Raw genomic sequence first — 17,804 nt, 5'->3', positions numbered from 1 at the left:
TCACCGATGACCACGAACCTACGCCGGGCCCGGGGAGGATCCGGGCAACACGCCGGTACGCCGCGTCGAGCGGCCGGTGAACACCCGGTGCCGGCCCCGGCACGACGAGCACGCGGCCGCGACGCGGAGTGGTCACTGGTGACAGCCGGAGCCTCGCCGACATGTCATCTGTGATCACTGTGCGCGACGTACGGCGGACGCGCCGCTCACCGGGCCTCGACGACGCTCCTCGCTGGCGCTCGTCCCTGCTCGACCCACGAACGCCGCCGTTGGTCGAGCAGCGAGGGCCGAAGGCTCGAGCGTCGCCGAGACCCCGCAACCACACGACGTACGACAAGCACGGGGCCGCGACGCGGAGTGGTCACTGGTGACAGCCAGGAGCCTCGCCGACATGTCATCTGTGACCACTGTGCGCGACGTACGGCGGACGCGCCGGTCACCGGGCCTCGACGACGCTCCTCGCTGGCGCTCGTCCCTGCTCGACCAACGGACGGTCAGGTGCCGTGCCGGCGCTCGCGCAGGGCGTAGGCGCGGATGGCGCGCAGGAAGTCGACGCGGCGGAACTCGGGCCAGTAGGCCTCGCAGAAGTAGAACTCCGAGCGCGCGCTCTGCCAGAGCAGGAAGCCGCCGAGGCGCTGCTCGCCGCTGGTGCGGATCACCAGGTCGGGGTCGGGCTGGCCGCGGGTGTAGAGGTGCGCACCGATCATGTCGACGTCGACGATGCCGGCCAGCTCCTCGAGCGAGGTGCCCTTCTCGGCGTGCTCGAGCAGCAGCGAGCGCACGGCGTCGGCGATCTCGCGGCGCCCGCCGTAGGGGACGGCGATGTTGACCAGCATCCCGTCGACGTCGCGGGTGGCCTCCTCGGCCGCCTTGAGCCGTTCGGCGGTCTCGGCCGGCAGCAGGTCGAGGGCACCCACGGGGTGCAGCCGCCAGCGGCGCTGCACCGCCAGGGAGTCGACGGCGTCGGCGATGATCTGCAGCAGCGGCTCGAGCTCGGCGGCCGGCCGGTTGAGGTTGTCGGTCGAGAGCAGCCACAGGGTGACGACCTCGATGCCGACCTCGTCGCACCAGCCCAGCAGCGGCTCGATGTTGGCGGCCCCGGCCCGGTGGCCGTGGGCGGTGTCGTGGCCCACGGCCCTCGCCCAGCGCCGGTTGCCGTCGAGCATCACCCCGACGTGGCGCGGCAGGTTCTCGGGCAGCCGGCGCAGCAGTCGTGCCTCGTACGCCGGGTAGAGCACCCGACGCACGCCCCGCTTCCAGTCCGCCACCTGCTCAGGCTACGGCCTGGGCGCCCCGGTCCGTGACCGACACGTGATGTTCACCGCGCAGCGGGACCGAGCCGAGGCGTGACCTGGGCGCAGACGGTAGGTTGTCCCGGCATGAGCGCCCATCTCCCCGAGTCGGTCCGGCAGAGCGTCGATCACCTCCAGGAGTCGGTGCACCACAAGCTCAACGAGATCAAGCCCAAGCTGCGCGGCTGGCTGCACCTGGCCACGGCGCCGCTGACGCTGGCGGCCGGCATCGTCCTGGTGGCCCTCTCCCCCGACTCGACCACCCGCATCGGCTCGGCGGTCTTCACCGGCTCGGCGCTGCTGCTCTTCACGGTCTCGGCGATCTACCACACCGGCACGTGGTCGCCGCGCACGTGGGCGTTCCTGCGCCGCTTCGACCACTCCAACATCTTCGTGCTCATCGCCGGCTCCTACACGCCGCTGGCGCTGATCCTGCTGCAGGGCACCGAACGGGTCGTGCTGCTCACCACGGTGTGGACCTGTGCGGTGCTGGGCGTGCTGTTCCGGGTCTTCTGGACCGATGCGCCGCGCTGGCTCTACACCCCGATCTACATCGCGATGGGCTGGTCGGCGCTCTTCTTCATCCCGGGCTTCATCGACGGCGCCACCTCGCGGCTCGGCACCGGCATGGCCATCGGCGTGCTCGTGCTGATCGCGGTCGGCGGCCTGCTCTACACGCTCGGCGGGGCGGTCTACGGCTTCAAGTTCCCCAACCCCAGCCCCCGCTGGTTCGGGTTCCACGAGGTCTTCCACACCTTCACGATCCTGGCCTTCATCACCCACTACGTCGGCGTCTCGCTGGCGACCTACTCGCTGCGCTGAGCCGGTAGCCCCGGGGCGGACGTCGTCCCGCGCACCACCAGCTCGGTCGACAGCTCGACGTGGTGGGCCACGGCCGGGTCCTCCCCCTGGCCCGGCCGGTCGGGCGCCATCAGGTCGAGCACCTGCCGGGCGGCGTACCGGCCCTGCTCGACGACGGGCTGGCGGATCGTGGTCAGGTCGAAGAACGAGGCCATCTCGTGGTCGTCGACCCCGACGACCGACAGGTCCTCGGGCACCCGCAGCCCCGCGTCGCGAGCCGCGCGCAGCACCCCGAAGGCCATCTCGTCGGAGGCGCAGAACACCGCGGTCGGGCGCGGTGAGAGCTCGACCAGGCGCCGCCCGGCCGCGACCCCGCCGTCGAGCGTGAACTGACCTTCGAGCTCGAGCTCCGGGTCGTGCTCGATGCCGGCGTCGCGCAGGCTGTCGCGGTAGCCCCGCACCCGCGCACGGGGCGTGGCCAGGCTGATGCCGGTGTCGTGGATCATGCCGACGTAGGCGATGCGGCGGTGCCCCAGCGAGAGCAGGTGCTCCACGCCGGTGCGCGCGACCAGCTCGTCGTCGACGCGCACGCTGGGCCACTGGGCGATCCGGGCGCCGACCGTCACGACCGGCATCCCCTGGCTGCTGAGCCAGTGCACCTCCTGCGGCGTGGGGCCCAGCCCGACCACCAGCAGGGCGTCGACGCGCTTGGTCAGCAGGTGGGTGCCGAGCACCCGGCGCCGCGCCTCCTCGTCGTCGTTGAGGTTGTAGAGCAGCACGTCGTAGCCGCGCTCGCGCAGCACCTGCTCGGCCCCCGAGATCACCGTGGCGAAGAACCAGCGGGTCACGAAGAGCACCACGATCGCCACCGTGCGCGTCTGGCCGCCGCTGGCCAGCCCGACCGCGTGGGGCGAGGGCACGTAGCCCAGCCGCACGGCCGCCTCCATCACCCGCTGCCGGGTCTCCTCCGAGACGCGCGGGAGCCCGCGCAGGGCACGCGAGACGGTCGCGGTGGACACGCCCGTCTCCCTGGCGAGGTCGTGGATGCTGGTCATGCCGCCTCCCGATTGTACCGGTCAACCACCTGGACTACCGTAGGCGCATGAGCACGCCCTCCCGTCTGCCCGCCGCCCACGCCGACCTCGAGCTCGGCACCGCCACCGCGTCGTACCAGGTGGAGGGGGGCGCGACCGAGGACGGCCGTGGGCCCTCGATCTGGGACACCTTCGCCGCTCGTCCCGGCGCGATCGCCGACGCCAGCGACGGCTCCGTGGCCTGCGACTCCTACCACCGCTACGCCGAGGACGCCGACCTCGTCGCCGGGCTCGGCGTCGACTGGTACCGCTTCTCGATCGCCTGGCCCCGGGTGCAGCCCGAGGGCCGCGGCCGCGTCGAGACCCGCGGCCTCGACTACTACGACCGCCTGGTCGACAGCCTGCTCGAGCGCGGCGTGAAGCCCACCGCCACGCTCTACCACTGGGACCTGCCCCAGGCCCTCGAGGACCGAGGCGGCTGGCTCGAGCGCGGCACCGCGGAGGCGTTCGCCGACTACGCCGAGATCGTCCACGAGCGCCTCGGCGACCGCGTCGGCCTGTGGGCCACCCACAACGAGCCGTGGTGCGCGGCCTACCTGGGCTACTCCGCCGGCGTCCACGCCCCCGGTCGCCAGGAGGGCGGCGCCGCCCACCGGGCGGCCCACCACCTGGTCCTCGGGCACGCGATGGCCGCCGAGCGGATGCGCGCCGCCGGCGCGCACGACGTCGGCATCGTGCTCAACCTCGCCCCCGTGTGGGCGGAGCGGCCCGAGGCCGCCGACGTCGCCGACGGGGTCGACGCGATCCGCAACCGGGTCTGGCTCGACCCCCTCGTCGACGGTGCGTACGACGAGGGCCTGCTGCGGGTGGCCCCCGAGCTGGCCGACCCCGAGCTGGTCCGCGAGGGCGACCTCGCGCTGATGCAGGGCTCGGCCGACTGGATCGGCATCAACTACTACACCCCCGTGCGACCCGACGTCGCCGGCACGAGCTCCGGTGACGAGCACCCCGAGGGCGGCGCCTACCCCGGCGTCGCCCCCTTCACCCTGGTCGAGCGCGACCCGCGCACCGACATCGGCTGGGAGATCGACGCCTCGGGTCTCGAGGAGCTGCTGGTCGAGACCCACCGCCGCACCGGGCTGCCGCTGCTGGTGATGGAGAACGGCGCGGCCTGCGCCGACGACCGGGTCGAGGAGGGCCGGGTCGCCGACCAGGACCGCATCGACTACCTGCGCGACCACCTGGCCGCCACCGAGGCGGCGCGGGCGGCCGGCGCCGACGTGCGCGCCTACGTGGTCTGGACGCTGCTCGACAACTTCGAGTGGGCCTACGGCTACACGAAGACGTTCGGGCTCGTCCACATCGACCCCGCCGACCAGACGCGCACGCCCAAGGCGTCGTACGACTGGCTGGCGGGCGTCGCCCGCGACCGCAGCAGCGACCGCACCAGCGGCCCTGCCTGACCCGCTCGCCTCCCCCCGGTCCGGGGGGAGGCTCATCCCTTCACACTGCCGGCGAGCAGCCCGCGCACGAAGTAGCGCTGCAGGCCCAGGAACACCGCGAGCGGGATGACCAGCGAGACGAAGGCGCCCGCGGAGAGCAGGTGCCAGTCCTCTCCTCGTTGACCCACCAGGTTGACCAGCTTGACCGTCAGTGGCGCGACGTCCGGCCCGCTGAAGACCAGGGCGACCAGCAGGTCGTTCCACACCCACAGGAACTGGAAGATGCCGAACGCCGCGATCGCCGGCGCCATCAGCGGCAGCATGATGCGGGTGAAGATCTCGACGTGGCCGGCGCCGTCGACGCGCGCCGACTCGATGAGCTCGCCGGGGATCTCGCGCATGAAGTTGTGCAGCAGGAAGATCGCCAGCGGCATCGCGAAGATCGCGTGCGAGAGCCACAGCTCGTAGAGACCGCCCGCGGGCGCGTCCCGCCCGGCCAGCGGCCGCAGGTTGAACGGCGGTGAGGTGTAGAGCGAGAGCAGCGGGATCAGGGTGACCTGGATCGGCACGATCTGCAGCGCGAACATCGCCACGAAGAGCGCGTCACGACCCTTGAACTTCATCCAGGCGAACGCGTACGCCGCCAGGGTCGCCAGCGTGATCGGGATCAGCACGCCCGGGATGGTGATGACGATGGTGTTGACCAGGAACGTCATCAGCCCGGCGTTGCCCTCGCCCGAGAGCACCTCGCGGTAGTTGTCGAGGGTGAAGCTGGGGTCGGTGACGACGTTCCACCACCCGGTGGTCTTGGCGTCGGTCTCGGGCCGGAACGAGGAGACGAACAGACCGAAGGTCGGCAGCGTCCAGAGCAGCGCGATCACCAGGCTGATGGCGGAGGCGGTGCGGCCGCTGAGGCCGTCGCGGGCCGCCGAGGCGGCCGACTTGGAGCCCTTCTTCCGGCCGGTCTCCGGGCCCGGGGTCTGCTCGACCATGGCGGGCTCGGGGGTGGGGGTCGTGGTCATCGTGCCTCCAGCCGACGCATCTGACGGACGTTGTAGATGATGATCGGGGTGACCAGCGCGAAGATCACCACGGCCAGCGCCGCTGCGAGGCCCTGGTTGAGCGAGACGAAGTACTGGAAGTAGTACTCGTAGGCCAGCACGCTGGTGTCGAAGCGACCACCGGTCGAGGTCTGCACGATGTCGAAGACCTTGAGCGTGCCGATGCTGATCGTGGTGAGCACGACGATCAGCGAGGGGCGGATGCTGGGCACGGTGATGAAGAAGAACATCTTCAGCCCGCTCACCCCGTCGAGGCTGGCGGCCTCGACGATGTCGTCAGGGATCGCCTTGATCGAGGCGGAGAGGATCGTCATCGCGAACCCGGCCTGGATCCAGATCAGGATCACGATCAGGAAGAGCGTGTTCCACGGCGCGTAGAACAAGAAGTTGTAGGTCTCGAAGCCGAGGGCCTTGAGGACACCGTTGAGCAGACCGATCTGCTCGTTCTCGGTGCCCTTGTACTCGTAGACGAACTTCCAGATGATCGAGGCGCCCACCAGCGAGATCGCCATCGGCAGGAAGACCAGCGCCTTGGCCAGCTTCTCGAAGCGGGACCGGTCCACCAGCACCGCGTAGACCAGGCCGATGAAGGTGGAGAGCGTCGGGACGAGCAGCACCCACAGCATGGTGTTGCGCAGCACGGTCAGCAGGCTGGAGTTGGTGAAGATGTCGACGTAGTTGTCGAACCCCACGAAGTTGTCGCCGTTGGCGCCGAAGAACGACTGGTAGGCCGTCTTGAGGGCCGGGTACAGCAGCCCCACCGCGACCAGGAAGAGCGCCGGACCGACGAAGGCCACGGCCTGGACCCGTTCGCCGTTGCGCGATTTCAGTCGAGCCGTCAGGAGCAGGATGGCTGCCATCACGCCCACGAACAGGGCGATGGCGATCACCATCTGGATGAGCTTCTCGGGAGTCGTCACGTCCTACCCACACCTTTCTCGCGCACCGACCGAGGGGCCGTACGCCGGGTCGCGGGGGTGCCGCGACCCGGCGTACGGGTCGTCTCGATCAGTTCGGCCAGGAGTCCTCGATGTTGGCCAGGACGGCCTCGCTGTCGTCCCCGGTGACCCAGGAGGTCATCTCCTTCCAGAAGGAGCCGGCGCCGACGGCGCTGGGCATCTGGTCGGAGCCGTCGAAGCGGAAGACGGCCTCGGGGTCCTGGAAGGTCTCGGCCGACAGGCGGTCGATGGGGTTGTTCAGCAGCTCGACGTCGAGGCCGGTGTTGGCGCTGACCCAGCCACCGTCAGGGGTGGCCTCGGCCTTCTCGTTGGCCCACACGTCGCTGGAGAGGTAGGTCTGGAAGGCCTGCACCTCCGGGCGGTCGTCGAAGGCGACGGTGAACTCGCCGCCACCGAGCACCGGGCGACCGTTGTCCTCGTTGGTGGTGGGCAGGTAGAAGGCGAAGATCTTGCCGTCCTCGGAGATGTCGGTGTCTGCGGGCCACTGGGCGGCGTAGAAGCTCGCCTGGCGGTGCATCGCGCAGTCACCCTTGAGGATCGGCAGGCCGCCGTCCTGGAAGGTGGTCGTGGCGATGGAGTTCACGTCACCGTGACCGCCGTTGACGAAGTCGGGGTTCTTGACGATGTCGCCGACCCGGTCGAGCGACTCGACGACCTGCGGGTCGTCGAAGGGGATCTCGTGGTTGACCCACTGGTCGTAGACGTCGGGGCCCACGTCGCGCAGCAGCGCGTCCTCGAGCCAGTCGGTGAGCACCCAGCCGGTGCCCTCGCCGGACTCGATGCCCACGCACCAGGGCTTGGTGCCGCTGGCGGCGATGTCCTCGGAGAGCGCGACCATGTCGTCCCAGGTCTCGGGGACCTCCCAGCCGTTCTCCTCGAACATCTGCGGGGAGTACCAGACGAACGACTTCACGTTGGCGCCCAGCGGGGCGGCGTAGAAGGTGTCGTCGACCGTGCCGTAGCCCTTCCAGTCCTCGCCCCACCACTCGTCGACGTTGTCGGCGGTCGGCTCGGGAGCCGGCACCACCGAACCGGTGTCGACCAGGGTGCCGAGCAGGCCCGGCTGCGGGACGTAGGCGATGTCGGGGGCGTTGCCGCCACGCACGCGCACGATCAGCTGGGTCTCGAACTGGTTGGAGCCCTCGTAGGCGACCTCGGCCCCGGTGCACTCGGTGAACTTCTCGTAGGAGGCTTTGTGGGCCGCGTCCTCCGGCGCGATGATCGAGGTGTAGACCGAGACCTCGGTGCCGGTGAGGTCACCGAACTGGGTCAGGTCCTCACAGCCCTCGACGCCCTCGCCCGGCGAGGTGCCCTCGGCGGTCTGTACCTCGTTGCTGGCCGGGTCGCTGGCGCAACCGGCCAGGACGATGCCGGTGGCGATGGCCGCGATCGTCGCGTGCCTGATCTTGCGTGAGCGCATCTGGGGTCCCCTTCTCTGACGTGCTCCGGACAGTGGTGCTTAGATGATGCAAGCGTTTACGCACCGTCCGCGTCAAGGATTCCCGGGTCACGACTCTGTAACGCAGGTCACACGCCGGTGGCTGGTCTGGACCAGCCCGCGTGTCAAGGCAGGGACCGACGCTCAGACCTCGCTGCTGAGCACCGTCTCGCCGTCGGCGTCGGTGACCACCACGGCCACCACGTCGGGGCGCAGCAGCGCCGACTGCAGCTGGCAGCTCATCTCCGCGGCACCGGTGCCGAGGAACTCCCCCGCCGGCGTCAGCCGCCCCCCGGAGTCGCGGAAGGCGGCCCGGTAGACCGCGCCCTCCTCGAAGCCCGCCCCCACGAAGCGCAGCTCGGTGCCCCAGGTGTGCGCGACCAGGCCGGCGCTCTCGAGCTCGATGCCGCCCTCCCCCTGCTGCCCCGACCCGGCGACCTCGAGGCTGATCGCCTCCAGCGGCACGGCGGGCGGCTGCGGTGCGCTGGCCCGGCCCAGGGCGACCCCCGAGGCGAGCGCCACCACGACCACGGCGGCGGCCGCGGCCAGCAGCGTCGTACGACGCCGGGAGCGGTGGCGGGCGGCCGCGCGCTCGTCCTCGCGCGCGCGGGCCTCCCGCTCGGCCCGCTCGGCGGCGACCCCGCTGTGGATGCGGGCGCCCAGGTCGCCCGCCGGCGAGGGCCGCTCGTCGAGGTGGGTGGGGTCGACAGCGTCGAGCCGGGCCACCAGGGGCTCGAGCTCGGCGACCTCGGCGCGGCACCCGGCGCAGCCGTCGAGGTGGGCGCGCACCGCGTCGGCCTCCGGCGCGGCGAGGTGGCCCAGCACGTGCGCCCCCAGCAGCTCACGCAGGCGCTCGTGACGCTCCTGCTGCTCCTGTTGCCCGTGCTCATGGGCGTCGTTCACGGCGCCACCCCCATCTCGTCCATCGCGGCGCGCAGCGCCTTGAGCCCGTAGAAGACCCGGCTGCGCAGCGTGCCCACGGGCACCCCCAGCTCGGCGGCGACCTCGTCGTAGGGCCGCTCGCGCAGGTGGGTCTGCACGATGGCCACCCGGTGCTGCTCGCTCAGGCGCAGCAGCGCCTCCTCGACGACCCACTGTCCCACCAGTCGCTCGGAGGGGTCGCCCGCGGGGCCGCCAGCGTCGTGCACCGCGGCCTGCACCGCCTCGTCACCGGCCAGCGCCGACTGCCAGGGCCGCACCCGGGCGGCGCGCACGTGGTCGATCACGGCGTTGCGCGCGATCCCGAAGAGCCACACCCGCAGCGACGCGAGGTCCGGGTCGTAGCGCGCGGCGTGGCGCCAGGCCTTGAGGAAGGTCTCCTGGGTGACGTCCTCGGCCGCCCCGGGGTCGCCGAGGGAGCGCAGCACGAAGCGGTAGATCTCCGGGCCGTGCTGCAGGTAGGCGGCGTGGACGCCGTCCTCGTCACCCAGCCCCACCTCTTGCCGCGCGTCGGCCCGCGGCTCAGCCGTCCGTGCCGCTCTCGTCCTCCGAGCACCCGCCCACCCCTCGACCTGCGTCCCCATGAAGATCGCGCCGCCCTCTCCAGGACCCGTCGCGCCCATCCCTGTCGATGAGTACGGCGGCCGCCTGCTCGCCGTTCATTCGGAACCACCAGCCGCAGGGATGGCCCCACCGCGAGCCGGCGCAGATCCGGGCCGGCTGGGATTTCTTGCGCGCCGGGTGAACGCGGGTGCCGCGGGCGGCGTACCCACCCCTGACGCACCACCGCGCCCCGGGTCGGGGCGCGCCAGCGCGGCCAGGCGGTCGCACCCCAGAGAAGGGCACGACATGACGACACCCAGGACCCGAGGCGCGCGGCTGCTCAGCGGCGCCGCGGCCGGAGCGCTCGCGCTGGCCGCGGTCGCGGCCACCCCCAGCCTCGCGCAGGCGGCCGAGCGGCCCGCCGCGGAGCGATCCTCGAAGGCCGGCAACGAGGCGGGCCTGCGCGCCGCGGTGGCCAGGGCCAACCGCAAGGACGGCCTGGACCGCCTCAAGCTGCGCGACGACGTGCGCTTCAACGGCCGCCTGGGCGGGGCCATCGAGGTCACCGACGACCTGGTGCTCAACGCCCGTGGTTTCACGATCGACGCCAAGAGCGTCGACCGGATCTTCACCGTGGCCGACGGCGCCCGGCTGGTCGTCAAGAACGCCCGCCTGCGCGGTGGTGCGCCCGCGACCGGCGAGAGCGGCGGCGCGATCCTGGTCAACGGCGAGCTGGTGGTGCGCAACACCTCGATGCTGGCCAACCAGGTCACCGGCACCGGCGCCTCGGGCGGCGCGGTCTTCAACGACGGCGGCAAGGTGCTCATCTCCGACTCGCGGCTGGCGCGCAACACCGCGACCCGCGCGGGCGGTGCGATCGAGGCGAACGAGGGCCTGACCCAGCTCATCGGCACCCGGATGGTCAAGAACTCGACGGGCGACGAGCCCGGCAACGGCGGCGCGCTGCACCTGACCGGCGCCGGCGCGGTCGAGATCACCAGCAGCTGGGTGGGCGGCAACTCCGCCGGCGCCGAGGGCGGCGGCCTGTGGAACTCCGCCGACGGTACGTTCATCGTCGACCGCACCCGCATCGAGGGCAACACCGCGGGTGGCGCCGAGGCCGACCAGGGCGGCGGCGGCATCTACAACGACGGCGGCTTCCTGCAGGTCACCGGCTCGAGCATCACCGGCAACACCGCCACGGGCGCCGCCGGCTCGGGCGGCGGCCTCCTCAACAACCTCGGCACCGTCGAGGTCGTCGAGACCACCGTGGCCGACAACGAGGCGCCCCGCGCCGGTGGCGGCATCGAGGCCAACGGTGGCGACACCACCGTGCGCCGCTCGTCGCTCACCGACAACACCGCCGGCGCGGCGCCCGGCAACGGCGGCGGCCTGCACATCACCGGCACCGGCACCGTCGACGTCGTCGGCTCGGTCGTCAGCGGCAACACCGCCCTCGCCGAGGGCGGCGGGCTGTGGAACAGCGCCGGCGGCGTCTTCACCGTGCGCGGCTCCGAGATCACCGACAACGTCGCCGCGGGCGCGGCTGCCGACCAGGGCGGTGGCGGCCTCTACAACGAGATGGGCGACCTGACCGTGCGCGGCAGCACCGTCACCGGCAACACCGCCCCCGGCGCCGCCGGCTCCGGCGGCGGCATCTTCAACAACCAGGGCACCCTCGCCGTCGTGCAGAGCGACGTCAGCGGCAACGACGCCCAGCGCGCCGGTGGCGCGATCGAGGCGAACGTCGGCACCACCTCGGTGCTGCGCTCCTCGCTCAACGACAACACCGCGGGCGCGGCCCCCGGCAACGGCGGCGCCTTCCACCTCACCGGTGCCGGCGTCGTCGACGTGGCCAGCACCGAGGTCCGCGGCAACAGCGCCAGCGCCGAGGGCGGCGGGCTGTGGAACAGCGCCGGCGGCACCTTCACCGTCACCGGCTCCGAGATCGTCGGCAACACCGCCGGCGGCAACGACGCCGACCAGGGCGGCGGCGGCCTCTACAACGACGGCGGCACCCTGACCCTCCGCGACTCCACGGTCAGCGACAACACCGCCACCGGCACCGCCGGCTCGGGCGGCGGCCTGCTCAACAAGGGCACCCTCGAGGTCGTCGGCACCACCTTCGACGCCAACACCTCGGTGCGTGCCGGTGGCGCGATCGAGACCACCGACGCCACCACGGTGGCCCTGCGCGACGTCGTGATGACCGGCAACGACACTGGCGCCGCGCCCGGCAACGGCGGCGGCCTGCACATCACCGCCGCGGGCGTCGTGACCTACGACGGCGGCCGGGTCACCGGCAACAACGCCGACAACGAGGGCGGCGGGCTGTGGAACAGCGCCACCGGCGTCCTGACCGTCACCGACGTGGTCATCGCGGGCAACACCGCCCCGACCAACCCCGACAACCACAACGACGGCGGCGTGTTCACCATCGACGGCACCCCGGTGCCGGCGACGCCCTGATCAGCAGCTGATCACCACCTGACCCGCCGGCCCGTCCGGGGCGCACGCCCGCCCCCGGACGGGCCGGTGGCACGTCCGGTGGTGCGGCGGGGCCTACTTGAGCTCGGCGGTGAGCAGGTCGCCGGCGAGCTCGGCCAGTGACGGTGCGCTGAGCTCCGGCGCCCGCAGGTACGCCGGGTAGGCGCCGCGGCCGCTGCGGTCGACCCAGCCGGTGCGCAGCCCGGCGCGCGCCGCGCCGTCGATGTCCCAGGGGTGCACCGCGACCAGCATCGCCTCGTGCGCCTCGACGCCGCACTCCTCCAGCGCGTGCTCGTACGCCGACGCGGCCGGCTTCCACGCCGGCGCGTCCTCGACCGAGAGCAGCAGGTCGAGGTGGTCGCGCAGCCCGGCCCGCTCGAGCAGGCCCCCGGCGACGGAGGTCGAGCCGTTGGTCAGGGTCACGATCCGCAGCCCGGCCGCGCGCAGCGCCCGGATGCCGGGCGGCACGTCGGGGTGCACCCGCAGGGTCGAGAACCGCCCCATCACGGTCTCGACCTTCTGCTCGACCTCCTCGGCGGGGGTGCCGCTCTCGAGCAGCCGCACCCGCAGCGCCCCCGAGGCCACGTCGGCGAACGCCGCGGAGGCGCCGGCCAGGCCGAGGCCGAACCCGTCGCGCAGCACCCCGGCGAACCAGGCCTGCCGCTCGTGGGCACCCAGGCCCACCTCGACGAAGGCGTCGTCGAGCGGCGAGAGGTCGGAGAGCGTCTCGTTGACGTCGAGGACCACCACGCGCGGCGCACCCTGCTGCTGTGCGGGCTGCGGTGCGGACTGCTGTCCCTGCTGCTGGCTCATCTCTCGACCCTAGCCACGCGTGCGTACCGGCCCACCACCCCGACGGGAGGGCGCGGCGGGCTCCGGGTGCTGACAGACTGCGCCCGTGGTCTCCCCCCTCCTCAACGACAGGTACGAGCTCGGCCCGCTGCTGGGCTCGGGCGGGATGGCCGACGTGCACCGCGCCACCGACCGCCTCCTGGACCGCCAGGTCGCGGTCAAGGTGCTGCGCGACGTCGCCGGCGACCCGACCGACCGCGCCCGCTTCACCTCGGAGGCGCGCACGCTCGCGAACCTCTCCCACCGCGGTCTGGTGACGGTGCTCGACGCCGGGATCGACGAGCAGCACCCGTTCCTGGTCATGGAGCTCGTCGAGGGCCGCTCGCTGGCGCGGGCGCTCGACGAGGGGCCGCTGGGCGCCGACGAGACCGCCCGGGTGGGCGCCGAGCTGGCCGCCACCCTGGCCCACACCCACGACCGCGGGGTCGTGCACCGCGACATCAAGCCCGGCAACGTGCTGCTCGGCACCGACCGCCGCGTGAAGCTCGCCGACTTCGGCATCGCCCGGCTGATCGGCGACACGGTCAGCCACACCCGCACCGGCACCGCGGTCGGCACCGCCGCCTACCTCTCCCCCGAGCAGGTGCGCGGCGAGCAGGTCACCACCGCCGTCGACGTCTACTCCCTCGGCCTGGTGCTGCTCGAGTCGCTCACCGGCGAACGTGCCTTCCCCGGCAGCCCCACCGAGTCCGCGCTGGCACGGCTGCACCGCGACCCCGTCGTGCCCGGCACCCTCGATGAGCGCTGGCGGCGCCTGCTGGTCGCCATGACCTCCGCCGACGCCTCCGCCCGTCCCTCGGCCCACCAGGTCGCCGGCTCGCTCGAGGAGCTGCGGACGCCGGCGGCCTCGGCAGCCCCCGCGACCCCGCCCCGCGACGACCACACCGCGGTGATGACGGCGCCGGTCGCGGTGACCACCCAGGTGCCGGCCGCCGCCCCGGAGACGTCGGGCGCCCCCGAGGAGCAGCCGCGCCCGGCGCGGGTGCCGGGCGAGAGCTTCCCCGACCGGGCGGGCGCGGCGATCGCGCACGCCCCGGGCCGGCTGCTGGCCCGGGCCAAGGCGATGCCGGCGCACCAGCGCGGTGTCGCCGGCGCGGTCACCGCGATCCTGCTGCTGGTGCTGGTGGCCGGCCTGGCCGCCGGCGAGGACGAGCCGGCCGACCAGCAGCGCGGCCCGCAGCAGGAGCAGCGCCGGTGAGCGCTCCCGACGCCCCGCTCCAGCACGCGGTCGACGTCGCCTGCGACCCGGGTCGCGCCTTCGAGGTCTTCACCGACCTGGGCCGCTGGTGGGACCCTGCCTCGACCCCCGACCCCGAGGCGTTCGCCGGCCTGGAGGTCACACCGGGCGTCGACGGCGAGGTGGTCCTGCTGGTCGGTGGCGAGCGCCGCCCGCTGGGGCGGGTGACGACCTGGGAGCCCGGGGTCCGCTACGCCCAGACCTACCGGCCGCACTGGTGGCAGCCCGCCGACGCGCACCCCACCTGGCTCGACGTCGCGTTCACCGCCGAGGGCGGCGTCTGCCTGGTCGAGTTCCGCCACGGCGGCTGGGACGCCACGAACCTGCACCTGCGCGAGCGCTGCACCGACTGGCCCGACCTGCTGGGCCGCTTCGCCCGCGCCTGCGTCGGCTGACTCGAGGACCTCACGCGGGCGTCGTACGGTGGAGGCATGGCAACCATCGAGCTGACCGAGGCCAACTTCGAGACCCACGTGAAGGAGGACGACATCCTCCTGGTCGACTTCTGGGCGGAGTGGTGCGGCCCGTGCAAGCAGTTCGCACCGACCTACGAGGCCGCCTCCGAGGCGAACTCCGACATCACCTTCGGCTCCATCGACACCGAGTCGGAGCAGCAGCTGGCCGCCGCGGCCGGCATCCAGTCGATCCCGACCCTGATGGCCTTCCGCGAGGGCATCCTGGTCTTCGCCCAGCCCGGCGCGCTGCCCGCGCCGGCGCTCGACCAGGTCATCCAGGCCGTGCGCGACCTCGACATGGACGAGGTGCGCCAGCAGATCGAGGCCCAGGACGGCGCCCAGGCCCAGGAGGGCTGAGCCGGCTCAGGCGCGGCCGGGGTCGCCGGTGTTGTCGTCGGCGTCGTCCTCGGCCACCGGACGCTGTTCCGGATCGGCCGGGACGTCGCCGTACACGCCGGTCACCCGGCCGTGCTCGACCTTGCGCAGCTGGCGGAACAGGCTCCAGCCCAGCAGCGCCACGGCCGCGGCCATCAGCGCGAAGATCGCGAGGGCACCCCAGCCGGCCTTGACGTCCTCGGGCTCGGGAACCTCGTCGGTGAGCCGGACCAGCTCGAGGACGGGCGCGAGGTGGACGACGAGCTCGGGCAGCAGCATGCTCACAGCGTGCCACCCGGGCGGTCGATGCCCGCGAAGAGGTCGTCCTCGGGCGTCGTCGACGCGACGTGGCTCACCACGAGCTCGTAGTCCTCGGTCGGCCAGACCTCGAGCTGCAGCTCGCGCGGGATCGCGAACCAGTGCCCGTCGGGGTCGATCTGGGTGGCGTGCGCCAGCAGCGCCTGGTCACGCACGCCGAAGTAGGCGCCGCACTCGACCTTGGTGGTGATCCGGGCGTCCCACTCGGGCTCGGGCTTCCAGTCCTTCAGCCGCTCCTCCCACGGCGACTCCAGGCCGTGGGCCTGCATCGCGGCGTGCAGCGCCTCCATGCGGGGGCGGTTGAAGGAGTGGTGGTAGTAGAGCTTGAGCGGCTGCCACGGCTCCCCCGCGTCGGGGAAGCGCTCCGGGTCGCCGGCCGCCTCGAACGCCGCGACGCTCACCTCGTGGCAGCGCACGTGGTCGGGGTGCGGGTAGCCGCCCCGCTCGTCGTACGTCGTCAGCACGTGCGGGCGCACCTCGCGCACGATCCGCACCAGCGCCTCCACCGACTCCTCCAGCGGGGCGACGCCGAAGCAGCCCTCGGGCAGCGGCGGCTTCGGGTCGCCGTCGGGCCAGCCCGAGTCGACGAAGCCGAGCCAGTGCTGGGTGATGCCGAGGATGTCGCGGGCGCGCTCCATCTCCTGGCGGCGCACCTCGGTGATGTTGGCCAGGATGTCGGGCCGCTCCATCTTGGGGTTGAGGATCGAGCCCCGCTCCCCGCCGGTGCACGTGACCACGTGCACCTCGGCGCCCTGGTCGACGTAGCGCGCGGTGGACGCCGCACCCTTGCTCGACTCGTCGTCGGGGTGGGCGTGGACGTGCATGAGACGCAGGCCGTCGTACGGCCGCTCCTGGGGGTGCTGCGACATGCGTTCCATCGTAGGTGTCACCATGGAGCAGTGACCTCGCAGGACCTCCTCACCGAGCGGTACGGCGCCCCCGCGCCGTGGCGGCGCCGCTCGCTGCTCGCCGCGGTCGCCGTGGTCGCCGCCGTCTCGCTGGCCTGGCTGGCCTGGACCACGCTCGTGCACGCCAACCCGTCGGTGCGCTCCGACATCGTGGGTTTCGACGTGGTCGACGACCACACGACCACCGCCGTGGTCGACGTGCGGGTGGGCGCCGACGCCACCGACGTGCAGTGCCTGGTGCGCGCCTACGCCGCCGACAAGGTCGTGGTGGGCGAGCGGGTCTTCACCCCCACCGGCGACGGGCGCACCGAGGTCAGCGTCCGCACCGAGCGGCTCGCGACGGCCATCGAGAACGTCGGCTGCACCGCCGACGGCCAGTCGCGCCCGCGCTGAGGCCCCGCCTCCGGGCCCTTTCACCCCTCCGAGTCGATGGACCGGTCTGCTTTTTGGGCCGGGGATTGTTAAGGTGGTCGTTCTGACGCACCCGCCGGGCCCGCCAGGACGAAGGCCCGCGACCACCGTCGAGCGCCTCACCTGCGCCACCGACGTCGTCAGATCCGCACGAGACACACCCACGACAACGGGTGCGGACGACCACACCCTGACGCACCCCCCGTAGGAGCCACCCATGACGCAGTCGACCGAGCCGGGCAAGATCTGGCTGACCAAGGACGCCTTCGAGAAGCTCAGCGCCGAGCTCGAGGAGCTCAAGGGCCCGGTGCGTGCGGACGTCATCGAGCGCATCAGCAACGCCCGCGACGAGGGCGACCTGAAGGAGAACGGCGGCTACCACGCCGCCCGCGAGGAGCAGGGCCGCATCGAGGGCCGCATCCGCCAGCTCGAGGACATGCTCCGCCGCGCCGAGATCGGCGAGACCCCTCCCGACGACGGTGTCGTCGAGCCCGGCATGAAGGTCACCTACAAGTTCGTCGGCGACGACGACGACGAGGCCGAGACCTTCCTGCTCGGTGCCCGCGAGATCGAGGACTCGGTCGAGGACCTGAAGGTCTACTCGCCGCAGTCCCCGCTGGGCCAGGCCATCAACGGCGCCAGCCGCGGCGACACGGTCTCCTACGAGGCCCCCAACGGCAAGATGCTCGAGGTCGTCATCCTCGACGCGGTGCCGTACACGATCTGAGCCACGCACGATGCGCGAGCCGGCCGGTGTGAACCGGCCGGCTCGACGCATGTCCAGCCCCGTTGGTCGAGCAGCGATGGCCGAAGGCTCGAGCGTCGTACGGCGAGCGCGGTCCTCACCGGGTCTCGCTGACGCTCGTCATCCTCGACCAACGAACGCCCCCGTTGGTCGAGCAGCGAGGGCCGAAGGCTCGAGCGTCGCCGAGACCCCGCAACCGAACGGCGTACGGCGAGCACGGTCCTCACCCGGCCTCGACGACGCTCCTCGCTGACGCTCGTCACTGCTCGACCAACGAAGCACCGCCGTTGGTCGAGCAGCGAGGGCCGAAGGCTCGAGCGTCGCCGAGACCCCACCACCGAACGGCGTACGGCGAGCACGGTCCTCACCCGGCCTTGACGACGCTCCTCGCTGACGCTCGTCACTGCTCGACCAACGAAGCACCGCCGCTGGTCGAGCAGCGAGGGCCGAAGGCTCGAGCGTCGCCGAGACCCCACCACCGAACGGCGTACGGCGAGCACGGTCCTC

The 17,804-nt window shown here is 72.5% G+C and carries 18 protein-coding genes; 8 read left to right on the top strand and 10 right to left on the bottom strand.

Annotation, left to right across the window (positions count from 1 at the left end):
* Nucleotides 1-494: 494 nt before the first annotated feature.
* The gene (locus OCU29_RS00255) at nt 495-1,268 is read right to left on the bottom strand and encodes an isoprenyl transferase (RefSeq protein WP_261818353.1); all 774 of its coding nucleotides are present in this window, start codon (nt 1,266-1,268) and stop codon (nt 495-497) included.
* Nucleotides 1,269-1,379: 111 nt separating this feature from the next.
* Between OCU29_RS00255 and OCU29_RS00250 the strand changes: the two genes are divergently transcribed.
* Nucleotides 1,380-2,114 (top strand): hemolysin III family protein, encoded by a 735-nt coding sequence (locus OCU29_RS00250; protein WP_261818352.1) that lies wholly within the window; start codon nt 1,380-1,382, stop codon nt 2,112-2,114.
* On the opposite strand, the gene OCU29_RS00245 is transcribed toward OCU29_RS00250, so the two are convergent.
* Nucleotides 2,099-3,148 (bottom strand): LacI family DNA-binding transcriptional regulator, encoded by a 1,050-nt coding sequence (locus OCU29_RS00245; RefSeq protein ID WP_261818351.1) that lies wholly within the window; start codon nt 3,146-3,148, stop codon nt 2,099-2,101. The two genes, OCU29_RS00250 and OCU29_RS00245, sit on opposite strands and share 16 nt — an antisense overlap.
* Before the next feature lie 47 nt (nt 3,149-3,195).
* On the opposite strand from OCU29_RS00245, the gene OCU29_RS00240 reads away from it, so the two are divergent.
* Complete coding sequence (locus OCU29_RS00240) at nt 3,196-4,590, top strand: GH1 family beta-glucosidase (protein ID WP_261818350.1); 1,395 nt, start codon at nt 3,196-3,198, stop codon at nt 4,588-4,590.
* A 32-nt stretch (nt 4,591-4,622) separates the two neighbouring features.
* Here OCU29_RS00240 and OCU29_RS00235 read toward each other — a convergent pair whose 3' ends face one another.
* The 5 genes from OCU29_RS00235 to OCU29_RS00215 form a co-directional block, all read right to left on the bottom strand.
* On the bottom strand, nt 4,623-5,591 hold the full coding sequence (locus OCU29_RS00235) for a carbohydrate ABC transporter permease (RefSeq protein WP_179615555.1): 969 nt from the start codon (nt 5,589-5,591) through the stop codon (nt 4,623-4,625).
* Nucleotides 5,588-6,550, bottom strand: a complete 963-nt coding sequence (locus OCU29_RS00230; protein WP_219633566.1) for a carbohydrate ABC transporter permease — start codon at nt 6,548-6,550, stop codon at nt 5,588-5,590. The genes OCU29_RS00235 and OCU29_RS00230 overlap by 4 nt, the downstream gene beginning before the upstream one ends.
* Before the next feature lie 88 nt (nt 6,551-6,638).
* A complete protein-coding gene (locus tag OCU29_RS00225) occupies nt 6,639-8,009 on the bottom strand; it encodes an ABC transporter substrate-binding protein (RefSeq protein WP_261818349.1) in 1,371 nt (456 codons plus the stop codon).
* A 162-nt stretch (nt 8,010-8,171) separates the two neighbouring features.
* A complete protein-coding gene (locus OCU29_RS00220; protein WP_261818348.1) occupies nt 8,172-8,930 on the bottom strand; it encodes an anti-sigma factor in 759 nt (252 codons plus the stop codon).
* Nucleotides 8,927-9,463, bottom strand: coding sequence for a sigma-70 family RNA polymerase sigma factor (locus OCU29_RS00215; protein ID WP_261818347.1), 537 nt, complete (start codon nt 9,461-9,463; stop codon nt 8,927-8,929). Before OCU29_RS00215 ends, OCU29_RS00220 begins: the two co-directional genes overlap by 4 nt.
* A gap of 352 nt (nt 9,464-9,815) precedes the next feature.
* Here OCU29_RS00215 and OCU29_RS00210 point away from each other — a divergent pair, with 352 nt between their 5' ends.
* Nucleotides 9,816-11,978: a hypothetical protein gene (locus OCU29_RS00210; RefSeq protein WP_261818346.1), complete on the top strand. Its 2,163-nt coding sequence runs from the start codon at nt 9,816-9,818 to the stop codon at nt 11,976-11,978.
* 93 nt (nt 11,979-12,071) lie between these two features.
* On the opposite strand, the gene OCU29_RS00205 is transcribed toward OCU29_RS00210, so the two are convergent.
* Nucleotides 12,072-12,809 (bottom strand): haloacid dehalogenase type II, encoded by a 738-nt coding sequence (locus tag OCU29_RS00205; RefSeq protein ID WP_261818345.1) that lies wholly within the window; start codon nt 12,807-12,809, stop codon nt 12,072-12,074.
* An 85-nt stretch (nt 12,810-12,894) separates the two neighbouring features.
* On the opposite strand from OCU29_RS00205, the gene OCU29_RS00200 reads away from it, so the two are divergent.
* From OCU29_RS00200 to trxA, 3 genes are read left to right on the top strand one after another with little or no spacing between them, the layout of a single operon-like run.
* On the top strand, nt 12,895-14,046 hold the full coding sequence (locus OCU29_RS00200) for a serine/threonine-protein kinase (protein ID WP_261818344.1): 1,152 nt from the start codon (nt 12,895-12,897) through the stop codon (nt 14,044-14,046).
* Nucleotides 14,043-14,480 carry a hypothetical protein gene (locus OCU29_RS00195; RefSeq protein WP_261818343.1) on the top strand — a complete coding sequence of 146 codons (438 nt, stop codon included), beginning with the start codon at nt 14,043-14,045 and terminating at the stop codon, nt 14,478-14,480. Before OCU29_RS00200 ends, OCU29_RS00195 begins: the two co-directional genes overlap by 4 nt.
* A 36-nt stretch (nt 14,481-14,516) precedes the next feature.
* Nucleotides 14,517-14,897, top strand: a complete 381-nt coding sequence (trxA, locus tag OCU29_RS00190; RefSeq protein WP_261818342.1) for a thioredoxin — start codon at nt 14,517-14,519, stop codon at nt 14,895-14,897.
* Nucleotides 14,898-14,903: 6 nt separating this feature from the next.
* Here the strand turns inward: trxA and OCU29_RS00185 are convergent, their stop codons facing one another.
* A complete protein-coding gene (locus OCU29_RS00185; protein WP_261818341.1) occupies nt 14,904-15,194 on the bottom strand; it encodes a hypothetical protein in 291 nt (96 codons plus the stop codon).
* Nucleotides 15,195-15,196: 2 nt separating this feature from the next.
* Nucleotides 15,197-16,102: a mycothiol conjugate amidase Mca gene (gene mca, locus OCU29_RS00180; RefSeq protein ID WP_179615545.1), complete on the bottom strand. Its 906-nt coding sequence runs from the start codon at nt 16,100-16,102 to the stop codon at nt 15,197-15,199.
* Nucleotides 16,103-16,132: 30 nt separating this feature from the next.
* Between mca and OCU29_RS00175 the strand changes: the two genes are divergently transcribed.
* Together OCU29_RS00175 and greA are read left to right on the top strand one after the other, a co-directional pair.
* Entirely contained in the window at nt 16,133-16,534 is a 402-nt protein-coding gene (locus OCU29_RS00175) for a DUF4307 domain-containing protein (RefSeq protein WP_179615544.1), read from the top strand.
* A 235-nt stretch (nt 16,535-16,769) separates the two neighbouring features.
* Nucleotides 16,770-17,279, top strand: a complete 510-nt coding sequence (greA, locus tag OCU29_RS00170) for a transcription elongation factor GreA (protein ID WP_179615543.1) — start codon at nt 16,770-16,772, stop codon at nt 17,277-17,279.
* Nucleotides 17,280-17,804: the final 525 nt, after the last annotated feature.

This window comes from Nocardioides sp. OK12 (assembly GCF_024341885.1).
In the GTDB taxonomy this organism is placed as follows: domain Bacteria; phylum Actinomycetota; class Actinomycetes; order Propionibacteriales; family Nocardioidaceae; genus Nocardioides; species Nocardioides marinisabuli.
Note: the sequence above shows the minus strand (reverse complement) of the source record. Positions and strands in the feature narration are given on the sequence as shown.